Genomic DNA, 17,636 nt, shown 5'->3' on the forward strand with positions numbered 1-17,636 from the left:
GCGCCGCGCCCACCTTCCCTCCAGATTTGCGATGCCATTGGTGGGCACGCTACGCTTTGCCCACCCTACGGGATCGAGTTAGTGGAGTGCTCCATGCGACGCATGTTCTTTGTGGGTGCCTGGATGCTCGCATCTGCGCTCTTTACCACTACCCCCGCCATGGCCGAAATCCGCATCATCCAGTCGCCGGGCGGACAGGTCGGGCCGTTCCTCGACCTGTTCGAGCAGGTGCGCGAGAGCGGCGAGCGCGTGGTGATCGACGGTCCGTGCCTGTCCGCCTGCACGCTGGTGCTCAGCATCGTGCCGGGCGAGCGCATCTGCGTCACCAAACGCGCGGTACTCGGCTTCCACGCGGCGCGTTCGGTCGACCGGCGTGGGCGTTTTTATGCCGAGCCCGAAGCCTCCGACGCGGTGCTGCAGGCCTATCCCGGCCCGGTGCGCGACTGGATCAGCCGGCACGGTGGCCTCTCGTCCAGATTGCTTTTGCTGAAGGGCCGCGACCTTGCGGCGATCTATCCGCGCTGCCGCTGAGCAACAGGCGGCCGCCAGCGATGTGACCGGTTGCATCCGCCGCTGTCCGGCGATTAGGCAGTTTTGCAAAATTACGACGATCCGGACACGAAATCCGCTCAACCGCTTGGCAAAGCCTGCCCAATTTACGCGGTTTGCGGCTCTTCCCGACCGTCTATGATGGTCCCGTCCAGATTGAGGCCGCTCGGGTCACGATGGCTGCAGGGCCGTCATAATCTCAGCAATGGTCACAGACTAGGATGGTTTCGCTTTTTCAAGATTACACTTTTCAAACCGGTCGCAGGCCGTGCAGCCCATCGATTTTCACTACCGCCTGTCGGACCAGGGACGCATTGTCCTTGGCCAGTTGAGCTCCCAGGAAACCGTCGAATTCGAATTGCTGTCGCGGCGCCACCGCGAGGGTCTGATGGACCTGCCGTCCGAGCTGCGGCTGCTCGAGCTCTATGTGAAATATATCGGCTCGGGCGCAGAGGCTGCGCTCGCGCCGTCGGAGCTCGCATGGCAGGCGAGCGAGCCACTCCAGCGGCGGAGACCGCCGCGTGCGCGAACGGCGCGGCCGCGCAACTACATCCTCTCGATGATCGTGATCGCGAGCGTCAGCTTCACGCTCATCGCGTTGCTGGTGAGCTAGCAGGCAAGCGCGACGGCGAAATTGCGCCGGTCACGCATTTCGACGGGCCTAGCCTAGTAGAGCCTCTGGATGGTCTGCGCCAATTCCAAGGTCGCGCAGATGAGCATGCCCCAAAGTGCAAAATTGATTTGTAGCGCCGCTGCCATCGGTCGCTCCCCTTCCAAGTTACGCCCACCCCAGTTTGTAGAATTTATGAAGAAATTATTAGCGATTCTGTCGTGGAGTTTACAGCCTAATATTTCGCCAGTTATTGTGCGATGCGATCCGCATGATTTCACGAAGCGGCCTCACTGCTCTCGCAATGTGATGCGAGAGCACGATTCCATATTGGGCCATGGCGGCCACGTCGTTTCCCTTAGGTTCCATTTAACCGGCGCGATGCAAGGCTCCGCATGCGGAGTTTGCGTGTCGCGTACCGCACCAAGGGTCCGGCATGCTGCGTCACGGCTTCGTCTTGCTCACTTTTTGCGCAGCGCTCCTCGGATGCGCGGCGGCGCCGGCGCAGGAGCGCCGACCGATCGCATGGGACGGCCTCGGCCGGGATCCGAACCAGGCCCCTCACCGCTCCTCTGTCACAAAGCGGCGCGCCGCGAACCCGGCGCCTGCGCAGGACAACCCCAATCAGGAGCGGGAAAGAGTGCTCGGCACCTTGCGCCCGTTCTCCGAGGCGTGGTGGGTGGTCCATGACGAAATCGAGGCGGAGAACGACAGGCAGCTTGGCACGAAACTCGTGATCTGCCCTCGCTGCGTTGAATCGCCGCCGCCAAGCGATGACGCGACCGGATCGCTCCGGTGAGCGAGCACGCGGCGAACAGCCGTGTGACATGACGACGGCATGAGTGACCCACTCCCGTAACAACGGGAGTGGGATCGCGGTTTGGCGTGTCAGGCCGACGCGCCCGTCACATGCCCTCGGCCGGGCAGTTCACCATCCAGGGAATGCCGAATTTGTCGACGCACATGCCAAAGCCCTTGGCCCAGAACGTCTTGCTGAAGGGCATGGTGACGGTGCCGCCGTCGGCGAGCGCGTTGAACTTGCGCTCGCCATCCGCGGGGTCCGTGACCGTGAGCGAGACCGAAAAGCCCTGGGCTTTCTGAAAATGCTCGGGTGGCGCGTCGGAGGCCATCAGCACGCTGCCGTCGGGCAGCGACATCCGCGCATGCATGATCATCTTCTCGCGGCCGGGCACAGCGGGCATGTCCGGCGGCGCTTCCGATGAGCGCATCATGGCGTCGATCTTGCCGTCCAAAACCTTGGCGTAGAAGGTGAACGCCGCTTCGCAGGTGTCCTGATAGAACAGATAGGCATTGATCATCGTTTCTCTCCTCTTCGTTTTCTTGGCGATTCCTTGGCAGTTCCTTGGCTGCTCCTTGGGGCAGCAAGCCTCGTTACTTCTCGGTGAGCTTCTTCAGGCTGGCGAGGCCGGCCTCGAAGTCCTTGCCGATCATGTTGTCCATGTTGATGAACACCTGCATCACCTTGGACATGAACGGCGCCGGACCGTACATCGCCCATGTGACCAGTGTGGCATCGCCTTGCGGCACAAAGGTGAACTCGGCGGTATTGTGGCCTTCGAACGGGCGCTCGAAATCGAGCTTGATCCGAAGTTTCGACGGCGTGCTCGCCTCGAGGATCTCCATATGCCCGGCGCCGACATTATTGTTGCCGTCCCAGGCATAGGTCGCGCCCTTGCCTGACGCGGTTCTGCCGAAGATCCGCTTCATGCCGGGGTCGCGATCCTCATAGGGCGACCAGCTCATCCAGAAATGGAAATCGGCAACGTGCGGATAAATCGCATCGGCCGGCGCCTTCACGGCGAGCGAGCGCTCGACGCGGAACGTGTCGGGTTTTGTCAAGGCGAAGACGAGGACCGCGGCTATGCCGACGGCGAGGACGACGGCGATGATGGCAATGGCTTTCAGCATGAGTGGCTCCCTGGATATGGAATTAAGACGAAGGGGAACGGCGGGAGCCGACAATTGGCGGGACGAAATTTTTGGCCGTCACTTTGCCTTTGCGCCCTGCCTGGCGCCGCCATTAGCGCCCTTCGGCTGGCTGTCCCGGATCAGGCGATCAATATGCATGCGGATATGGGCGGCTTCCGCCGAAGTATTGGCGAGTGCGATGGCGTGGTCGAAGGCGATGCGGGCTTCGTCGTTACGGCCGAGCTGCATCAGGAAGGCACCACGCACGCCGTGGAAATGAAAGTAGTTGGTGAGTTTCGGCGCCAGCGGCTCGATCAGTTCGAGCGCCGCTTGAGGCCCGCGCACCTTGGAGACCGCAACCGCGCGGTTGAGTGTCACCACCGGCGAAGGCTGCATCACTTCGAGCGCGCCGTAGAGCAAGTCGATCTGCGTCCAGTCGGTTTCCTCGGGCGTCGACGCACGCGCATGCAGCGCGGCGATCGCGGCCTGGACCTGATAGGGGCCGCTGCGGCGATGGCGCATCGCCTTGTCGATCAGCGCCAGGCCTTCCGCGATCATGTTGCCGTTCCACAGCGTACGATCCTGGTCGTCGAGCAGGATCACCGCGCCGTCCGCGGCAAAGCGCGCGGCGCTGCGCGCATGCTGCAACAGCAGCAGCGCCGCGAGCCCCATGATCTCCGGCTCGCTCTGGAACAGCCGCAGCAGCAACCGCGCCAGCCGGATCGCTTCCTCGCACAGCGGCTTTCGGATCTCCGCCGTGTCGCCGCTGGCCGAATAGCCTTCGTTGAAGATCAGGTAGATCATTGCGGCAACACCGGCGAGCCGCTCGGAGCGTTCGACCGCGCCGGGCGTTTCGAACGGCGCCCCGGCCTCGGCGACCTTCGCCTTGGCACGGGTGATGCGCTGCTCCATCGCCGCTTCCGAGACCAGGAAGGCGCGCGCGATCTGCTTCACGGTGAGGCCGGAGACGATGCGCAGCGCGAGCGCGATCTGCTGGGTCGCCGGCAGCTGCGGATGGCAGCAGATGAACATCAGCCGCAGGATGTCGTCGCGGTAGTGCGAACCGTCGAGCCGCTCGGCGAGCGCGCCCTCGGCGTCGTCGAGATCGGAGATGGCCTGGTCATCCTCCGGCAGCGGCTGCTGCTTGCGGGCGCGGCGGACCTCGTCGATGGCGACGTTGCGGCCGACCATGATCAGCCAGGCCGCGGGATCGCGCGGCGGCCCGTTCTGCGGCCAGGTCTTGAGCGCGCGCAGGCAGGCGTTCTGGAAGGCCTCTTCGGCGGTGTCGAGATCGCGGAAATAGCGCAGCAGCGCGCCGACCGCCTGGGGACGCGCCGAGGTCAGCGCGGTCTCGATCCAGGCGGTGTCGGCCTCGCTCACGTCGAAATTCCTCCGGGCCGGAATACGCCGACGGGACGCACCTCATAGGCGCCTCCGGGATTGGCCGCGCCGAGGTCGCGCGCGACGTCGAGCGCCTCGTCGAGATTCTTGCAATCCACGATGTAGAAGCCGAGCAATTGCTCCTTGGTCTCCGCATAGGGGCCGTCGAGCACCAGCGGCGGGTCTCTTGCGCAGCGTCGCCGCGGCCGTGGTCGGTAGCAGCCGCGCCACCGGACCGAGCCGGCCCTGCTGTGTGAGCTTGTCCTGCACCACGGCGAGCTTCTTCATCACGGCTTCGTCCTGGTCCTTGCTCCAGGAGCCGACGAAGTCCTCGTCGTGATAGCAGAGGATCGCATAAAGCATGGGCAGCACCTTCCTGAACGCTTGTTTTTAAGACGATCCAATATGCCCCGCCCCGACAGGGCTGCGGAAAAAATTTGCGAGAAAAATCCGTCGGATCGTGCCAAGGAGGGTTTTCAAAGCGGAACCGACGAGGCACTTCGAATGAGCATGGGCACACTGGCCGTCCTGATCAACAGCACGCAGCAGAACTGGCTGCCGGAGCGCTGGAAGGCCCGGTTCGACGCGGTCTGCGGCGGCCGCCGCGTGGTGCTGCTGCCCGACGCCGGGCTCGATCCGGCCGAGGTACACTATGCCGCGGTGTGGAAGCCGGTGCCGGGCGATCTCGGCTCTTTCCCCAATCTGCGTGCGATCTTCAATCTGGGCGCCGGCGTTGACGCGCTGATGGCCGACAAGAGCCTACCCGACGTGCCGCTGGTGCGCGTCGCCGTGCCTGATCTCACCAATCGCATGACCGAGTATGTCGTGCTGCACGTGCTGATGCACCACCGCCAGGAGCTGTACTTGCGGGACTCGCAGCGCGCAAAACGCTGGGAGCCGCAATATCAGTGGCCGGCGAGCGCCGTCACCGTCGGCGTGATGGGGCTTGGCACGCTGGGTGCGGATGCCGCCGATGTGCTGCGCCGGCTCGGCTTCCGGGTTGCCGGCTGGAGCCGCAGCCCGCGCACGATCGAGGGCGTCGAATGCTTCCATGGCGCCGCGCAGATCGATGCGTTCCTGCGCAAGACCGACATCCTGGTCTCACTGTTGCCGCTGACGCCTGATACGCACGGCATCCTCAACCGCGACGTCTTCACCAAGCTCAACCGCAGCAGCCCGCTCGGCGCGCCCGTTCTGATCAATGCGGGTCGCGGCGGCCTGCAGAACGAGGCCGACATCCTGGCCTGCCTCGACGACGGCACGCTTGGCGCGGCCTCGCTCGACGTTTTCGTGCAGGAGCCGCAGCCTGCGGACAGCCGGTTCTGGACCCACCCCAAGGTGCTGCTGACCCCGCACAACGCGGCCGACACCGACGCGGATGCAATCTCGGCCTATGTCGCCGAGCAAATCGCAAAGTTCGAGGCCGGCGGCGCGCTGGAGAACGTGGTGGACCGGGCACGGGGATATTAGGCGCTTCGGCAGGCTGAGAGGCACGCACGCGCCCCACCCTCGCTGTCGTCCCCGCGTACGCGGGGACCCATACCGCGTGATTTATCGTTGCGGATGGTCGCAGTACCGAACGACCAGTCTTCGCCAAACTTCTCTCTGTGGCTATGGGTCCCGGGCTCGCGCTGCGCGCGCCCCGGGACGACGGCCTAACTTTTGGCCCCCACCATCACGTCAATCGCACCCTTCACGATCGCCTCGAGCTCTTTGCGCGACACGCGGGCGCGGGAGCGGATGGCGATCGAATGCACGGTTGCGGAGGCGAGCTGCGCCAGCACGGCCGGGTCGGCGCTCCCAGGCAACTCGCCCTTCTCCTTGGCGCCGCGGAAGCAACTGGCAAAGGCCTTGTCGAGCTCGGTCAGTCCATCCAGCACCATGGCACGGATCTCGGGATCGCCGACGGCTTCGGATGCCGCGGTCACCACCGTGAAGCAGCCGCGCGGACCGGTCTCGCCGGAGAGATAGATGTTCAGCGCGGACGCGAAGATGCGCTCGAGCCGCTGGCGCACCGGCATCTCCTGGCGAAAGATCTCCACCATCGAGGCGCGCGCGTCCTCGCGGTAGCGTTGGTAGCTCTTGATGTAGAGTTCGCGCTTGTCCCCGAAGGCGCCGTAGAGGCTCGGCCGGTTCATGCCGGTCGCTTCGCTGAGATCGTCCAGCGACGTCGCCGCAAAACCCTGCCGGCGGAACAGGTCGAGCGCCTTGCCGAGCGCGACATCGGGCTCGTAGGCGCGCGGACGGCCACGCCGCTTCGGCTCATTGGCAGCAGCTGGCGGCTTCGATTTTTGTACCATCTCGCAAATTAATCCTTGACCGCCGCCATATTATACAAGATGGTACAAAAATCAATCTGGCCAGGTTGAGCGACACCCAAAGAGGAATTGCCCAAGGAGGCCCAAGATGGATCTTTATTTCTCGCCGCTCGCCTGTTCGATGGCGACCCGCGTCGCGCTGTATGAAGCCGGCGCCGAAGCGAATTATCTCGAAGTCGATCCGCCGACCAAGACAGTGCTGAACGACGGCACCGACTTCCGCACGGTCAACCCGATCGGCCTCGTGCCGACGCTGCGCACCGACGAGGGCGTGGTGCTGACCGAGAACGCCGCGATCCTGCAATATGTCGCGGATCGGTTTCCGCAATCCGGCCTCGGTGCGGCCCATGGCATCGACCGCACCCGGCTGCATCAATGGCTCTGCTTCATCGGCACCGAGCTGCACAAGGGCCTCTTCATCCCCCTGCTCGACCGCAAGGCGCCGCAGGAAACCAAGGCCTATGCGCTGGAGAAGAACCTGTCGCGGCTCGACTATCTCGATAACTACCTGAAGGGGCGCGACTTCCTGCTCGACCATTTCAGCGTGGCGGATGCCTATCTCGTCACGGTCATCAACTGGACCATGGCGACCCCGCCGATCGAGCTCGCCAAATGGCCGAGCGTGAAGGCGTATCACGACCGCCTGCGCCAGCGGCCGTCGGTCGCGAAGGCGATCGCCGAAGAGTTCGAGCTGTACAAGGCCGAGCAGGCGCGGAAGAAGGCGGCGGCCTAGGGCCAAAGCGAGATATTCATAACGACGTCGTCCTGGCCAAACCGGGACGGCGTCGTTCGTTCGGCAATTCAGCTACCTCGGCGCTTGCAGCACGATCCCATAGCGACCGTAGATCCGATCGATCGTGCCGTCGTTGCGCAGCCGTTCCAGCGCTCCGTCGATCGCCTCGCGCAACGCATCATCCGGGCGGACCATGCCGACGGCGACATTCCAGTTGAGATCGGCCACGCCCTCGTCGCGATCCAGGATCCGGAGTGCCTTGTCAGGATGCGTCAGATTGAAGTAGCCCGCCGCGGTGGGCGTGACCGCAGCCGCATCGATCTCCTTGTTTGATACGGCGTCGAGGCTGTCGGTCTCGAAGCCGAAGATCGATATGGGCACGTGCCGCTGACCGATGATCATGGCGGCGACAGAGCCGACCTGCACCCCCACCTTGGTATGCTCGCCGAGGCTCTTGAACGATGTGAGCGCGCTGGATGACGGCACCGCGAGCGCGACGCCCGTGCGATAGTACGGCTTCGAGATCCTCAAGCGGGTCTCGCCTTGCGCTTCGCGATCGGCGATGACATCCAGGAGAATGTCACAATTGGCGCTGCGCATTTGATACTGCGTGATGATCCAGTCGAGCCGCAGCGAGACACCGAGCTCGCGTGCCAGCACCTGTCCCAACTCGACCTGAAAGCCGGGCGGTTCGCCGCCCTTGCGCGCGAAAGGAAGCGAGTTGGGATGCGCGCATAGTCCGAGCGCGCCACTCGCGCGGATCGCCTCGAGGGTTCGCGCCTGCGCCGGTCCGGACAGCCCGATGGCGGCACCGACGATAATCAGGACAATTGCCTTCATGCCGCGTCTCATCTGGATGGATCAGGTCCCGGCGGGTCAGCCCTCGCGCGGCTTCAAGGCGCGGATATATTTGACGATCTGGTCGATCTGCGCGTCACTGAAGCTCTCGCCGAATGCCGGCATCGCACCTTGCTTGCCGATCTTGATACGGTTGTGCAGAAATTCGTCGTCTCGTTGCGAATTCATCAGTTGCGGTCCCCTGCCAGCAGCCCGGCCGCCGTCGGAGTGGCAAAAGCCGCAGGTGCCTGCGAACAACTGCTCGACGTCCAGTGACCCGTTGTCCGGCGCCGGCGTGGCAGATTGAGCTCGAGCCACCACAACGCACAGCAACGAAGCGCCCAGCACCGCCGGAAGCGACTTCAAATGCAGTTTCAACACGTCCGCTCCATTCCTGAATCACGCCCGGCCGCTGCAATCGACCGAGGAGCGGGTTTGCACCCGCTCCTCGGCAGATCGTTTGAGACAGACTATTTCAAGCTGAAGACGACGAGGGCGCCGTCGTCACGCGGCATGCTCTTGTAGACGCCGCCGAAGTTTGGCGCATATTCGTCCGCCAGCATGCCGCCGAAGCCGGCCGCCACGGCGATATATTGCTTGCCGCCGACGGAGTAGCTGACGATACCGCCCTGGTGGCCGGTGCCGTTGTTGTGCTTCCACAACTCGGCCCCGGTTTCGGCATCGTAGGCGTGAAGGATGCCACGGGAGTCGGGTACGAACACAAGATTACCCCCGGTCGACAAAACGCTCCCAAGCGGCGGCTCGGGAAAGCGAACCTCCCATTTCTTCGCGCCCGTTATCGGGTCGCGCGCGTCGAGATGTCCGTAGATCTCGCCGCTCGGAGGCGGCACCATCTTGAAGTCGGCGCCGATATTGAGCTGGACCTGAGGCGCGGTGACCGGCGTCGTCTTCTGAATATCCAGCGTCATGCACCATTCCTGGCCGATCTTGTAATAAAGACCGGTCTTCGGGTTGTACGAGCCGGCATTCCAGCTGATGCCGCCGCCAATGAAGGGACACAGCGGTACTTCAGTGACTTTCCCGACAGGGAAATCGCGACGGCCGATCAGCGCGCCCGTCTTGGGATCGATATCCTTGACGAAGTTGATGTTCTCAACCAGCCGCCAGACGTTCTTCACGCCAAGATTACGGTCGTAGACGAAGACGAAGCCGCCCTTGTTCGGATGAACCACGTATTTCTGGCCATCGCGCTCAAGCATCACGAACTCGCCGACGGCGCTGTCGAAGTCCCAGGCGTCGTGAGGCAGTTCCTGATGGTAGGATTTCAGCTTTCCGGTATCGATATCGAGAGCGATGACCGAACTCGTATAGAGATTGTCGCCGGGACGCGCACCTTGCGTCTTGTAATCAGCGCCCGACCAATCGTAGAGCGGCGCCGGGTTCGCGGTGCCCCACAGGACGGAGTTGGTCTCGGAGTCGTAGGTGCCCGGCATCCAGCCGCCGCCACCGCCCGTGCGCCAGGAATCGTTGCCCCAGGTCTTCATGGCCTCGTCGGTGCCCGCGACCGTCAGAAACTCCCACTTTTTCTTGCCGGTGGTGGCATCGACAGCGAAGATCGGGCCACGGCCCGGCCATTCACCCCCCTGCGAGCCGATGATGACGCTTCCCTTCGCGTAAAGCGGCGCGCCAGTGAAGCCGACCGTGAGCTTCTGCGAGTCGATCAGCCTGGTTTCCCAGAGAACCTTTCCCGACTTCGCATCGAGCCCGAACAGACGACCATCCATCGTACCGACGAAGACCTTGCCTTCACCAAGGGCTACACCGCGGTTGTAGGGCGAGTGGGTCTGTCGGCTGATGAGCGCCTCATCGAGTTCCGGAAAGAACGACCAGATGACCTCGCCGGTCGCGCCGTTCAGCGCAAAGACCCGGCTGTACGAACCCGAATAATAGAGCACGCCGTCGGCCACGAGCGGCATTGACTGCAGGCCGCGCGTCGATCGTCCGGGAATGTGCGTCCAGGCTACGCCCAGATTGCCGATGTTGCTCGCATTGATCTGCGCGAGCGGGCTGTAGTGATGGGATTTGTATGAACCGTGATAGGTGAGCCAATCGTTCTGACCGGCGTTCTCGATCCGGGCAGTATCCACGGATTGGGCCAACGCCGCCGACGCCGCAAGTGTCGCGCCGACAACAAGAGATAGACCAGAATTACACCAACGCTTCTTCATCCGTTCCTCCCGCTTTTGTGTTTTGTTGAACTCGCGTCTCGCAGACGCTGCGAGGGATGTTTGCAGCTCGCTAAGTGTCGGTTGTTCTCCATCGCATATGAGCTGCCAACAGCTCTCGATCTCTCTCGGCGGACATCGCCAAAAGGAGCTACGTTTCCTGGACTGGTTGCTGTTGCACTCCTGCTCGCTCTCACAGAGTACGCCGGATGAGGGAGGGCGCAAAGATGGAATGCGCGAGCGGCGCGAATTTAACGCGCAGCACGAATTTGAAACGTCAGCTGCACTGACCGTTTCGTCTTGGCCGCAGATCTCGGACTCAAAAGTCGCAGCGCCCACGGAGAAGCTTCATCGCGTGATCATTTGGACGGGGGCGGCGTCAATCTCTTTTGAGCAATTCAAGAACGGCCATCATAACGGAGCGATATACAAAGCCTTGCTCAAAGCGCGACGCCGCGCCATACAAGTGCCGCGATACGCGACCATTGAACACAAGCAATAATTGATCCACTGACCGCCCTCTCCTTCCGCGATTTTGCTCTGAAGACCGAATGGCCCCGCGGCCGGCGGCCTGGGCGCGAAGCAGGGCCAAGCTGGAATAAGAAGAATGCCCGTTTCTTTGCGAATTGTTCGTTCGACGAAACGTGCCGGGCTTGTTGCGCTCGCCCTCACCGCACTCGCGCAAGCCGCGCACGCCGCCGACAAGCCGCCGCTCGCTCCCGATCCGCCGGCGCCGCTCGCCGCGACCTCGCGGGTGTCCGCAACCATCGAGTTCGGTCTTCCCGCGCTCGCCAAGGCGATCGAGCAGGATATCCCCAAGCGGCTTGCCACCATCGACGAGCGCGTCAACTGCGTGCACCGCCGCGTACTGATGTTCCGTGTCAACGCCAATTGCGACGTGTTTGGCTTCGTCAATCGCACCAGCGGCGTCTCACTCTATGGCCGCGGCGACCGCGTCTATGGTGCAGTCTCGATCTACGGCGCGGCCGAAGGCCAGGGCGCCAACCGCTTCACCGCGCGCATCCGCGGCCAGACCGAAGCGCGCGCGACGATCGAGGCCGAGGCACGGCCCGCGCTGCGCAAGGACTGGTCGCTCGACCTGAATTTCAGCGACTCCTTCCACTGGAGCGAAGCACCTTATTTGCACGTGCTCGGCCGCGAGGTCGATCTTGCGCCCTACGTCGAGCCGCGCATCCGTACGCAGCTCGCGCGCGTGCGATCACGTGCGCTGGCCGCGGCAAGGAAACTCAATCTGCGGGACAAGGCGGCCGCTGCCTGGACCCATGCGTTCGAACCGATGAAGCTCGCCGACGAGCCGCCGGTCTGGCTGCAAGTGACGCCGCAAGCTGCCGCATTTGCCGGCGTGCGGGCCAACGACAAGGTGTTGTCCGGCTCGCTCGAACTCTCCGGCAGCGCCGTGACGTCGATTGGGCAGCAGGGTGCGAGCGTCACCCCGACATCGCTGCCGCCGCTTGGCAACGACGTGACCGCGCCGGGAACGTTCGACGTCATCCTTCCGGTCCGGCTCGGCTATGACGCGATCAAGGACAAGATCAGCCAGGCGATCGCCGCCCTGCCGGCGCAAGACAGCGCGTTGCGCGAGGTTCAGGTCTATCCGTCGGCGGGCAAGCTTGTGATCGGTCTGCGTCTTGCGAAGACGTCGGACAGCGACCCCAATGCAGGCCAATGGAGCTATCTCTCCGGCGCACTGAAGGTGGACGATACCAGCAAGAGCGTCGCGCTCGCCGATCTCGATCTCGCCGCGCAGGACGGAGAGGCAAACCCCGGCTTGCAGTCGATCGTCGCGCAATTGAAGCAGGCCGTGAACATTGACTATGGCGTCTCCTACCAGAACCTGCTGATGGCGGCGAACCAGCGGCTGACGCGTCCGCTCAAGGACGGCTTCCGTATGGAAGGCAAGCTCTCCTCGGTGCAGTTCGACAAGGCCTTGCTGCTTGCCGACGGGATCACACTCGCGCTGCGCGCGAGCGGTGAGCTGAAAATCCTGTACGGGATGTGATCGTGCGCTGGAGCGGATCGCAAATGCTTGTCGCCGCCCGCGCTCTGATGGCCGCACTCGTCATGTTCGCCGCCGGCATCGTGACTGCCCACGCGCAATCGGCATTTTACGACGCACCGGCATCGCTTGCGGACGGACCGCCTGGCAGCCTGGTGCGACAGGAGCCGATGGATGGCGCGCCGCTCGGCGCATCGGCCTTTCGCGTGCTCTACCGATCGACCGGATTGAAGGGTGAACCCATTCTCGTCTCCGGCGTCGTCATCGTGCCGCAGGGCCCACCGCCGCCCGACGGCCGCCCAATCGTGGCCTGGGCGCATCCAACGTCAGGCATTGTGCCGCGCTGCGCGCCGTCGCTCGCGATCTTCCTGTTCCAGCAGATCCAGGGACTGCGCTCGATGGTGGCGCGTGGCTACATCGTCGCGGCGACCGACTATCCCGGGCTCGGCACGCCGGGTCCGCATCCCTATCTCGTCGGCGAGAGCGAGGGCCGCGCCGTGCTCGACATCGTGCGCGTCGCGCGCGATCTGCCGGGCGCCGGCGGGGTTAAGGATTTTGCCTTGTGGGGACACTCGCAGGGCGGACAGGCTGTGCTGTTTGCCGGGCAGCTGGCGCCGACCTATGCGCCCGATCTCCATCTGCTCGGCGTTGCCGCTGCGGCGCCCGCGACGGATCTCGCCACGCTGATGAGCGACGACATCAACTCAGTCGGCGGCAAGAACATCACAGCGATGACGCTGTGGTCATGGCATCGCGTCTACGACGCCCCGCTCGACGGTGTCGTCGATCCGCGCGCACTGCCGGTGATCGACCGGCTGGCGCGCGAATGCATCGAAGGTCCCTTCGATATCTTCATCCGGCAACGGACCGAGCGGCCGCTCCAGCAATATTTTCTGACCGTGCCGGATCCGACCAAGCGCGAGCCATGGCGCTCGCTGCTGGAGAAGAACAGCGTCGGCACATTGCCCGCCGGCATGCCAGTGTTCCTCGCTCAAGGGACTGTCGACCAGATCATCCGGCCCGCGGTGACGCGCGCCTATATGGGCCGGCTGTGCAAGGCGGGCAGCCCCGTGAAAATGGTCACGCTTCCCAACATCGGACACGGCCGCGCCGCGCAGGCGAGCACCATGGCCGCGGTGAACTGGATGACCGACCGCTTTGCCGGGAAGCCGGCGCCGAATGACTGCGGCCAGTAAACGGCCGCAGTCGATGCGGTGGCGCTATCTCCGCGCGTATCCGTACAGGGCGGCCGCATTGTCGGCAGACACCAGGCCGCTCTCGATGTCGTCGTTGACCGCCGTGCGCTCGCGTTCGGTGGGCGCGCCGATGCCGGCACCGCCCGGCGTCATCACCACCAGCCGGTCATCCGGCGGTACGGTCTGAAAACCCTTGCCGCGCATCTTCTGTCCAGACTTCAGGCCGACATAGCCGGCCTCACCGTTCCGACCGCCGTCGCGGCCGCGCGGCGGATGATCGATGCGATCGAATGCAGCGAGGATGTCGAAGGGCGCATCGATGCCGCTGCCGACCTCGATGATCTGGCCGAGACCGCCGCGGGTGCGCCCGGCGCCGCCGGAATCCGGGCGAAGCTCCTTGCGCCAGAAGATCAGCGGCGTTTGCGTCTCCGCGATCTCGACCGGCGTGCCGCGCACGCCGCTGGGATAGGCGGTGGCCGACAGCCCGTCCTTTGCAAAGCGCGCGCCGGTGCCGCCATTGCTGGTCACCGCCATCGAGAACCCGTAGTTGCCGCCGGCACCTGAGCGGGTCTGTCCGCGAACGTTGAGATTCCACAGGCACGAGGTGCCTTCCGCGGGTACGCGCTCGGGAATGATCTGGCGCAGGCAGCCGAACACCACGTCCGGCAGCATCTGTCCGACGATGTGACGCGACGCCACGGGCGCCGGCTTCGGCGCATTCAGGATCGCGCCCGCGGGAGCCGACACCGTCAGCGGCGACAGCGAGCCGGCATTGTTCGGGATCTGCGAGGCGACGACGCAGCCGAGGCCGAACACGGTGTAGGCCGTGGTGTAGGACAGGGGCACGTTGATGCCGAACTTCGAGGCGGCCGAGGTGCCGTCGAAATCGACGTGGATGCCCGTCTCGGAGATCGTCAGCGTCGCCGCGAGCGTCACCGGCGCATCGTAGCCGTCGACGACCATGGTGTTGTGCCAGCTGCCCTTCGGCAGTTTTGCGATCTCGGCCAGCACGGCCTCGCGCGAGCGGTCGCAGATATAGTCGCCGAGCTCGTCGAGCGTGTCGATCTCGAACTCGGTCATCATCTCGACCAGCCGCTCGCAGCCGACATCGTTGCAGCCGGCGAGCGAATAGGTGTCGCCCTCGGTGTCGATCGGCAGTCGCGTGTTGGTGCGGATCATCGCCATCAGCGTCTCGTTGACGACGCCCTGGTCGATCAGCTTGAGCATGGGGATGTACAGCCCCTCCATGAACACGTCGGTCGCGTCAGGACCGAACCCGATGCCGCCGATGTCCATGAGGTGGCTGGTGCAGGAGAACAGCGCGACCGGCTTGCCGTCCTTGAAGCAGGGCGTGGTGACGACGAAGTCGTTAAGGTGACCTGTGCCCATCCAGGGATCGTTGGTGATGTAGGCGTCGCCTTCCTTCATCGTCTCGATCGGGAAATGCGCAATGAAGTGCTTGACCGATTCCGCCATCGAGTTGACGTGGCCGGGCGTGCCGGTCACCGCCTGCGCCAACATCCGCCCCCTGAGGTCGAACACGCCGGCCGAGAGATCGCCGCACTCGCGCACGATCGGGCTGAAGGCGGTGCGGAGCAGCACCTGCGCCTGCTCCTCGACCACGGCGATCAGCCGGTGCCACATGATCTGGAGGTCGATCAGGCTCGCGCCATTTGCCTTGCTCATGATCAGGCCGCCTTTCGTTCCATGACGATGCTGCCGGCACCGTCGATATGAGCGTCAAAACTGTTAGAGACGAAGGTGGACGTCTCGTCCTCGGCGATCACGGCGGGACCCGCAATGGTCGCGCCCGGTGCCATGTCCTCGCGGCGATAGAGCGGGATCTCGATCACTTCCCCCGCGCGTCCGTCGAAGAATTTGCGGCTGCCCGAGGCCTTGCCGGCGGGCTTGCGCGCGACGGAAGCGACGACAGAAGGATTGTGCGCATCGGTGGTCGCGAGCACCGACCAGCTCAGAACCTCGATCGCGGCGCCCGGGATCGGCCGCTCGAACATCGCCGAATAGTCCGCCTCGAACTTCTGGCGCAGGCCGGCGAGATCGGCCGATGTCAGCCGCCGGTTTGGCAGCTCGACCGAGATCTCGTGGCCCTGGCCGACATAGCGCATGAAGGCTGCACGGCGTTCGCGCACCGGCGCACCGGCCGCGCCCGGCTCCACCAGCGCGCGCGCTTCAGTCACCATCTCCTGGAGCAGCTCCGAGACCCCCTCGGTGTCGAAATCATCGAGGCGGACATGGCGGCTGCGCACCAGCTCGTAGGCAATGGGAGCAGCCAGGAAGCCGACGGCCGAGCCGACGCCGGCATTCGAGGGCACGATCACCCGCGAGACGCCGATCTTCTCGGCGACGCGCGCCGCATGCAGCGGCGCGGCACCACCGAAGGCGATCAGCGTGTGCTGCCCGACGATCTCGCCGCGCTCGACCGCATGCACGCGCGCCGCGCTCGCCATGTTCTCGCAGACGACCTCGTGCACGGCATAGGCCGCGGTTTCCGCCGACAGGCCCAACGGTTCACCGACGGCGCGCAACAGCGCCGCCTTCGAAAGCTCCGGGCTGAGCTTGATCGTGCCGCCCGCAAAGGCATCAGGATCGATCATACCGAGGGCTACGTCCGCATCCGTCACGGCCGGACGCTGGCCGCCGCGGCCGTAGCAGGCAGGTCCCGGCTCCGACGAGGCGCTCTCGGGGCCGACAGTGACACGCTTCATCGCATCGACATGCGCGATCGAGCCGCCGCCGGCGCCGATCTCGACCATCTCGATCACGGGGATGCGCACCGGCAGGCCGGAGCCCTTCAGGAAGCGCGCCGCGCGATCGACCTCGAACACGCGCGAGGTCTCGGGCTGGTATTTTTCGATCAGGCAGATTTTTGCGGTCGTGCCGCCCATGTCGAAGGACAGCACCTTGCTCTCGCCGAGCCGCGCTGCGATCTGCGCCGCGAAGATCGCGCCGCCGGCGGGACCGGACTCGACGAGGCGCACCGGAAAGCGCCGCGCCGTCTCGATCGAGGTGACGCCGCCGCCGGAGGTGACGAGATAGATCGCGCCGCGGAACTGCTCGACCTGCAAGGCATCCGCCATGCGGGCGAGATAGCCGTCGATCAGGGGTTGCACATAGGCGTTGGCGACCGCGGTGGACGTGCGCTCGTATTCACGGATCTCCGGACACACCGCAGAGGACACGGTCACGGAGATGCCAGGCATCTCCTCACTGAGGATCGCGGCCGTGCGGCGCTCGTGCTCGGGATTGGCGTAGGAGTGCAGGAAGGCGATCGCGACACTCTCGACGTTCAGCGCGCGCAATTTTGGCGCGAGTGCACGTACTGCCGCCTCGTCCAGCGGGAGGCGAACGGCGCCGTGCGCGTCGATCCGCTCCGGCACGGTGAAGCGGAGCGACCGCGGCGCCAGCGGCCTCGGCTTGTCGATGCTGAGATCGTACTGGTCATAACGGCTCTCGGTGCCGATATCGAGCACGTCGCGAAAGCCGTTGGTCGCAATCAGCGCGGTCTTGGCACCGCGGCGCTCGATGATCGCATTGGTCGCGAGCGTCGTGCCATGAATGAAGACGTCGATGTCGCTCATATGCGCGCGCGCGTCAGTGAGGATGAGACGCATGCCATCCAGCACCGCCTGCTCCGGCCGCTGCGGCGTCGTCAGCACCTTGCGCGTCTTGCGATCCTGCCCCACGTCCAGCACGATGTCGGTGAACGTGCCACCGATATCAACGGCAAGCCGCACCTCGGCTCCCTCAAGCATTCCAAATTCTCCGTGCTGATCGACAAACTGTGCGAAAACCGCAGCAATTTTCATACCAGCGACAACGCCCGGGGTGAAGCGTCCGAGCCGTTTTGCGTGGCACCTATG

17 protein-coding genes and 1 pseudogene are annotated in these 17,636 nt (G+C 64.5%); 8 read left to right on the forward strand and 10 right to left on the reverse strand.

All coding sequences use genetic code 11. The features are described from left to right. Positions 1-102: 102 nt before the first annotated feature. The 3 genes from HAP41_RS40380 (at position 103) to HAP41_RS40390 (ending at position 1,958) form a co-directional block, all read left to right on the forward strand. Positions 103-531 carry a hypothetical protein gene (locus HAP41_RS40380; RefSeq protein WP_371498094.1) on the forward strand — a complete coding sequence of 143 codons (429 nt, stop codon included), beginning with the start codon at positions 103-105 and terminating at the stop codon, positions 529-531. A gap of 286 nt (positions 532-817) precedes the next feature. Further along, positions 818-1,162, forward strand: a complete 345-nt coding sequence (locus tag HAP41_RS40385) for a hypothetical protein (RefSeq protein ID WP_063986089.1) — start codon at positions 818-820, stop codon at positions 1,160-1,162. A gap of 433 nt (positions 1,163-1,595) precedes the next feature. Then, positions 1,596-1,958 carry a hypothetical protein gene (locus tag HAP41_RS40390; RefSeq protein WP_063981083.1) on the forward strand — a complete coding sequence of 121 codons (363 nt, stop codon included), beginning with the start codon at positions 1,596-1,598 and terminating at the stop codon, positions 1,956-1,958. A gap of 106 nt (positions 1,959-2,064) precedes the next feature. On the opposite strand, the gene HAP41_RS40395 is transcribed toward HAP41_RS40390, so the two are convergent. The 4 genes and pseudogenes from HAP41_RS40395 to HAP41_RS40410 form a co-directional block, all read right to left on the reverse strand. Beyond that, a complete protein-coding gene (locus HAP41_RS40395; protein WP_166079990.1) occupies positions 2,065-2,478 on the reverse strand; it encodes a VOC family protein in 414 nt (137 codons plus the stop codon). 73 nt (positions 2,479-2,551) lie between these two features. Further along, positions 2,552-3,088 (reverse strand): SRPBCC family protein, encoded by a 537-nt coding sequence (locus tag HAP41_RS40400; protein WP_166079989.1) that lies wholly within the window; start codon positions 3,086-3,088, stop codon positions 2,552-2,554. 78 nt (positions 3,089-3,166) lie between these two features. Beyond that, on the reverse strand, positions 3,167-4,468 hold the full coding sequence (locus HAP41_RS40405; RefSeq protein WP_166079988.1) for an RNA polymerase sigma factor: 1,302 nt from the start codon (positions 4,466-4,468) through the stop codon (positions 3,167-3,169). Beyond that, positions 4,465-4,831 (reverse strand): annotated as a pseudogene (locus tag HAP41_RS40410) (YciI family protein). Before HAP41_RS40410 ends, HAP41_RS40405 begins: the two are co-directional and overlap by 4 nt. Before the next feature lie 141 nt (positions 4,832-4,972). Here HAP41_RS40410 and HAP41_RS40415 point away from each other — a divergent pair. Next, on the forward strand, positions 4,973-5,938 hold the full coding sequence (locus tag HAP41_RS40415) for a 2-hydroxyacid dehydrogenase (protein ID WP_166079987.1): 966 nt from the start codon (positions 4,973-4,975) through the stop codon (positions 5,936-5,938). A gap of 185 nt (positions 5,939-6,123) precedes the next feature. Here HAP41_RS40415 and HAP41_RS40420 read toward each other — a convergent pair whose 3' ends face one another. Next, a complete protein-coding gene (locus HAP41_RS40420) occupies positions 6,124-6,768 on the reverse strand; it encodes a TetR/AcrR family transcriptional regulator (RefSeq protein WP_166079986.1) in 645 nt (214 codons plus the stop codon). A gap of 106 nt (positions 6,769-6,874) precedes the next feature. Here HAP41_RS40420 and HAP41_RS40425 point away from each other — a divergent pair, with 106 nt between their 5' ends. Continuing rightward, the gene (locus tag HAP41_RS40425; protein ID WP_166079985.1) at positions 6,875-7,519 is read left to right on the forward strand and encodes a glutathione binding-like protein; all 645 of its coding nucleotides are present in this window, start codon (positions 6,875-6,877) and stop codon (positions 7,517-7,519) included. Positions 7,520-7,591: 72 nt separating this feature from the next. On the opposite strand, the gene HAP41_RS40430 is transcribed toward HAP41_RS40425, so the two are convergent. From HAP41_RS40430 to HAP41_RS40440, 3 genes are all read right to left on the reverse strand, one after another. After that, a complete protein-coding gene (locus tag HAP41_RS40430) occupies positions 7,592-8,359 on the reverse strand; it encodes a substrate-binding periplasmic protein (protein WP_166079984.1) in 768 nt (255 codons plus the stop codon). A 36-nt stretch (positions 8,360-8,395) separates the two neighbouring features. Beyond that, positions 8,396-8,737 (reverse strand): c-type cytochrome, encoded by a 342-nt coding sequence (locus HAP41_RS40435; protein ID WP_135214749.1) that lies wholly within the window; start codon positions 8,735-8,737, stop codon positions 8,396-8,398. 89 nt (positions 8,738-8,826) lie between these two features. Then, positions 8,827-10,545 (reverse strand): pyrroloquinoline quinone-dependent dehydrogenase, encoded by a 1,719-nt coding sequence (locus HAP41_RS40440; protein ID WP_166079983.1) that lies wholly within the window; start codon positions 10,543-10,545, stop codon positions 8,827-8,829. 229 nt (positions 10,546-10,774) lie between these two features. Here HAP41_RS40440 and HAP41_RS40445 point away from each other — a divergent pair, with 229 nt between their 5' ends. The 3 genes from HAP41_RS40445 (at position 10,775) to HAP41_RS40455 (ending at position 13,755) form a co-directional block, all read left to right on the forward strand. Beyond that, on the forward strand, positions 10,775-11,044 hold the full coding sequence (locus HAP41_RS40445; protein WP_166079982.1) for a hypothetical protein: 270 nt from the start codon (positions 10,775-10,777) through the stop codon (positions 11,042-11,044). A gap of 105 nt (positions 11,045-11,149) precedes the next feature. After that, complete coding sequence (locus HAP41_RS40450) at positions 11,150-12,562, forward strand: DUF4403 family protein (protein WP_166079981.1); 1,413 nt, start codon at positions 11,150-11,152, stop codon at positions 12,560-12,562. Positions 12,563-12,585: 23 nt separating this feature from the next. After that, positions 12,586-13,755, forward strand: coding sequence for an alpha/beta fold hydrolase (locus HAP41_RS40455; RefSeq protein WP_175617997.1), 1,170 nt, complete (start codon positions 12,586-12,588; stop codon positions 13,753-13,755). Between the two features lie 24 nt (positions 13,756-13,779). On the opposite strand, the gene HAP41_RS40460 is transcribed toward HAP41_RS40455, so the two are convergent. Continuing rightward, the gene (locus HAP41_RS40460; RefSeq protein ID WP_166079979.1) at positions 13,780-15,441 is read right to left on the reverse strand and encodes a hydantoinase B/oxoprolinase family protein; all 1,662 of its coding nucleotides are present in this window, start codon (positions 15,439-15,441) and stop codon (positions 13,780-13,782) included. Between the two features lie 2 nt (positions 15,442-15,443). Further along, positions 15,444-17,528 carry a hydantoinase/oxoprolinase family protein gene (locus HAP41_RS40465; protein WP_166079978.1) on the reverse strand — a complete coding sequence of 695 codons (2,085 nt, stop codon included), beginning with the start codon at positions 17,526-17,528 and terminating at the stop codon, positions 15,444-15,446. Between the last annotated feature and the right edge of the window lie 108 nt (positions 17,529-17,636).

Origin of the sequence: Bradyrhizobium barranii subsp. apii (genome assembly GCF_011516635.5) — a bacterium.
GTDB lineage: Bacteria > Pseudomonadota > Alphaproteobacteria > Rhizobiales > Xanthobacteraceae > Bradyrhizobium > Bradyrhizobium barranii.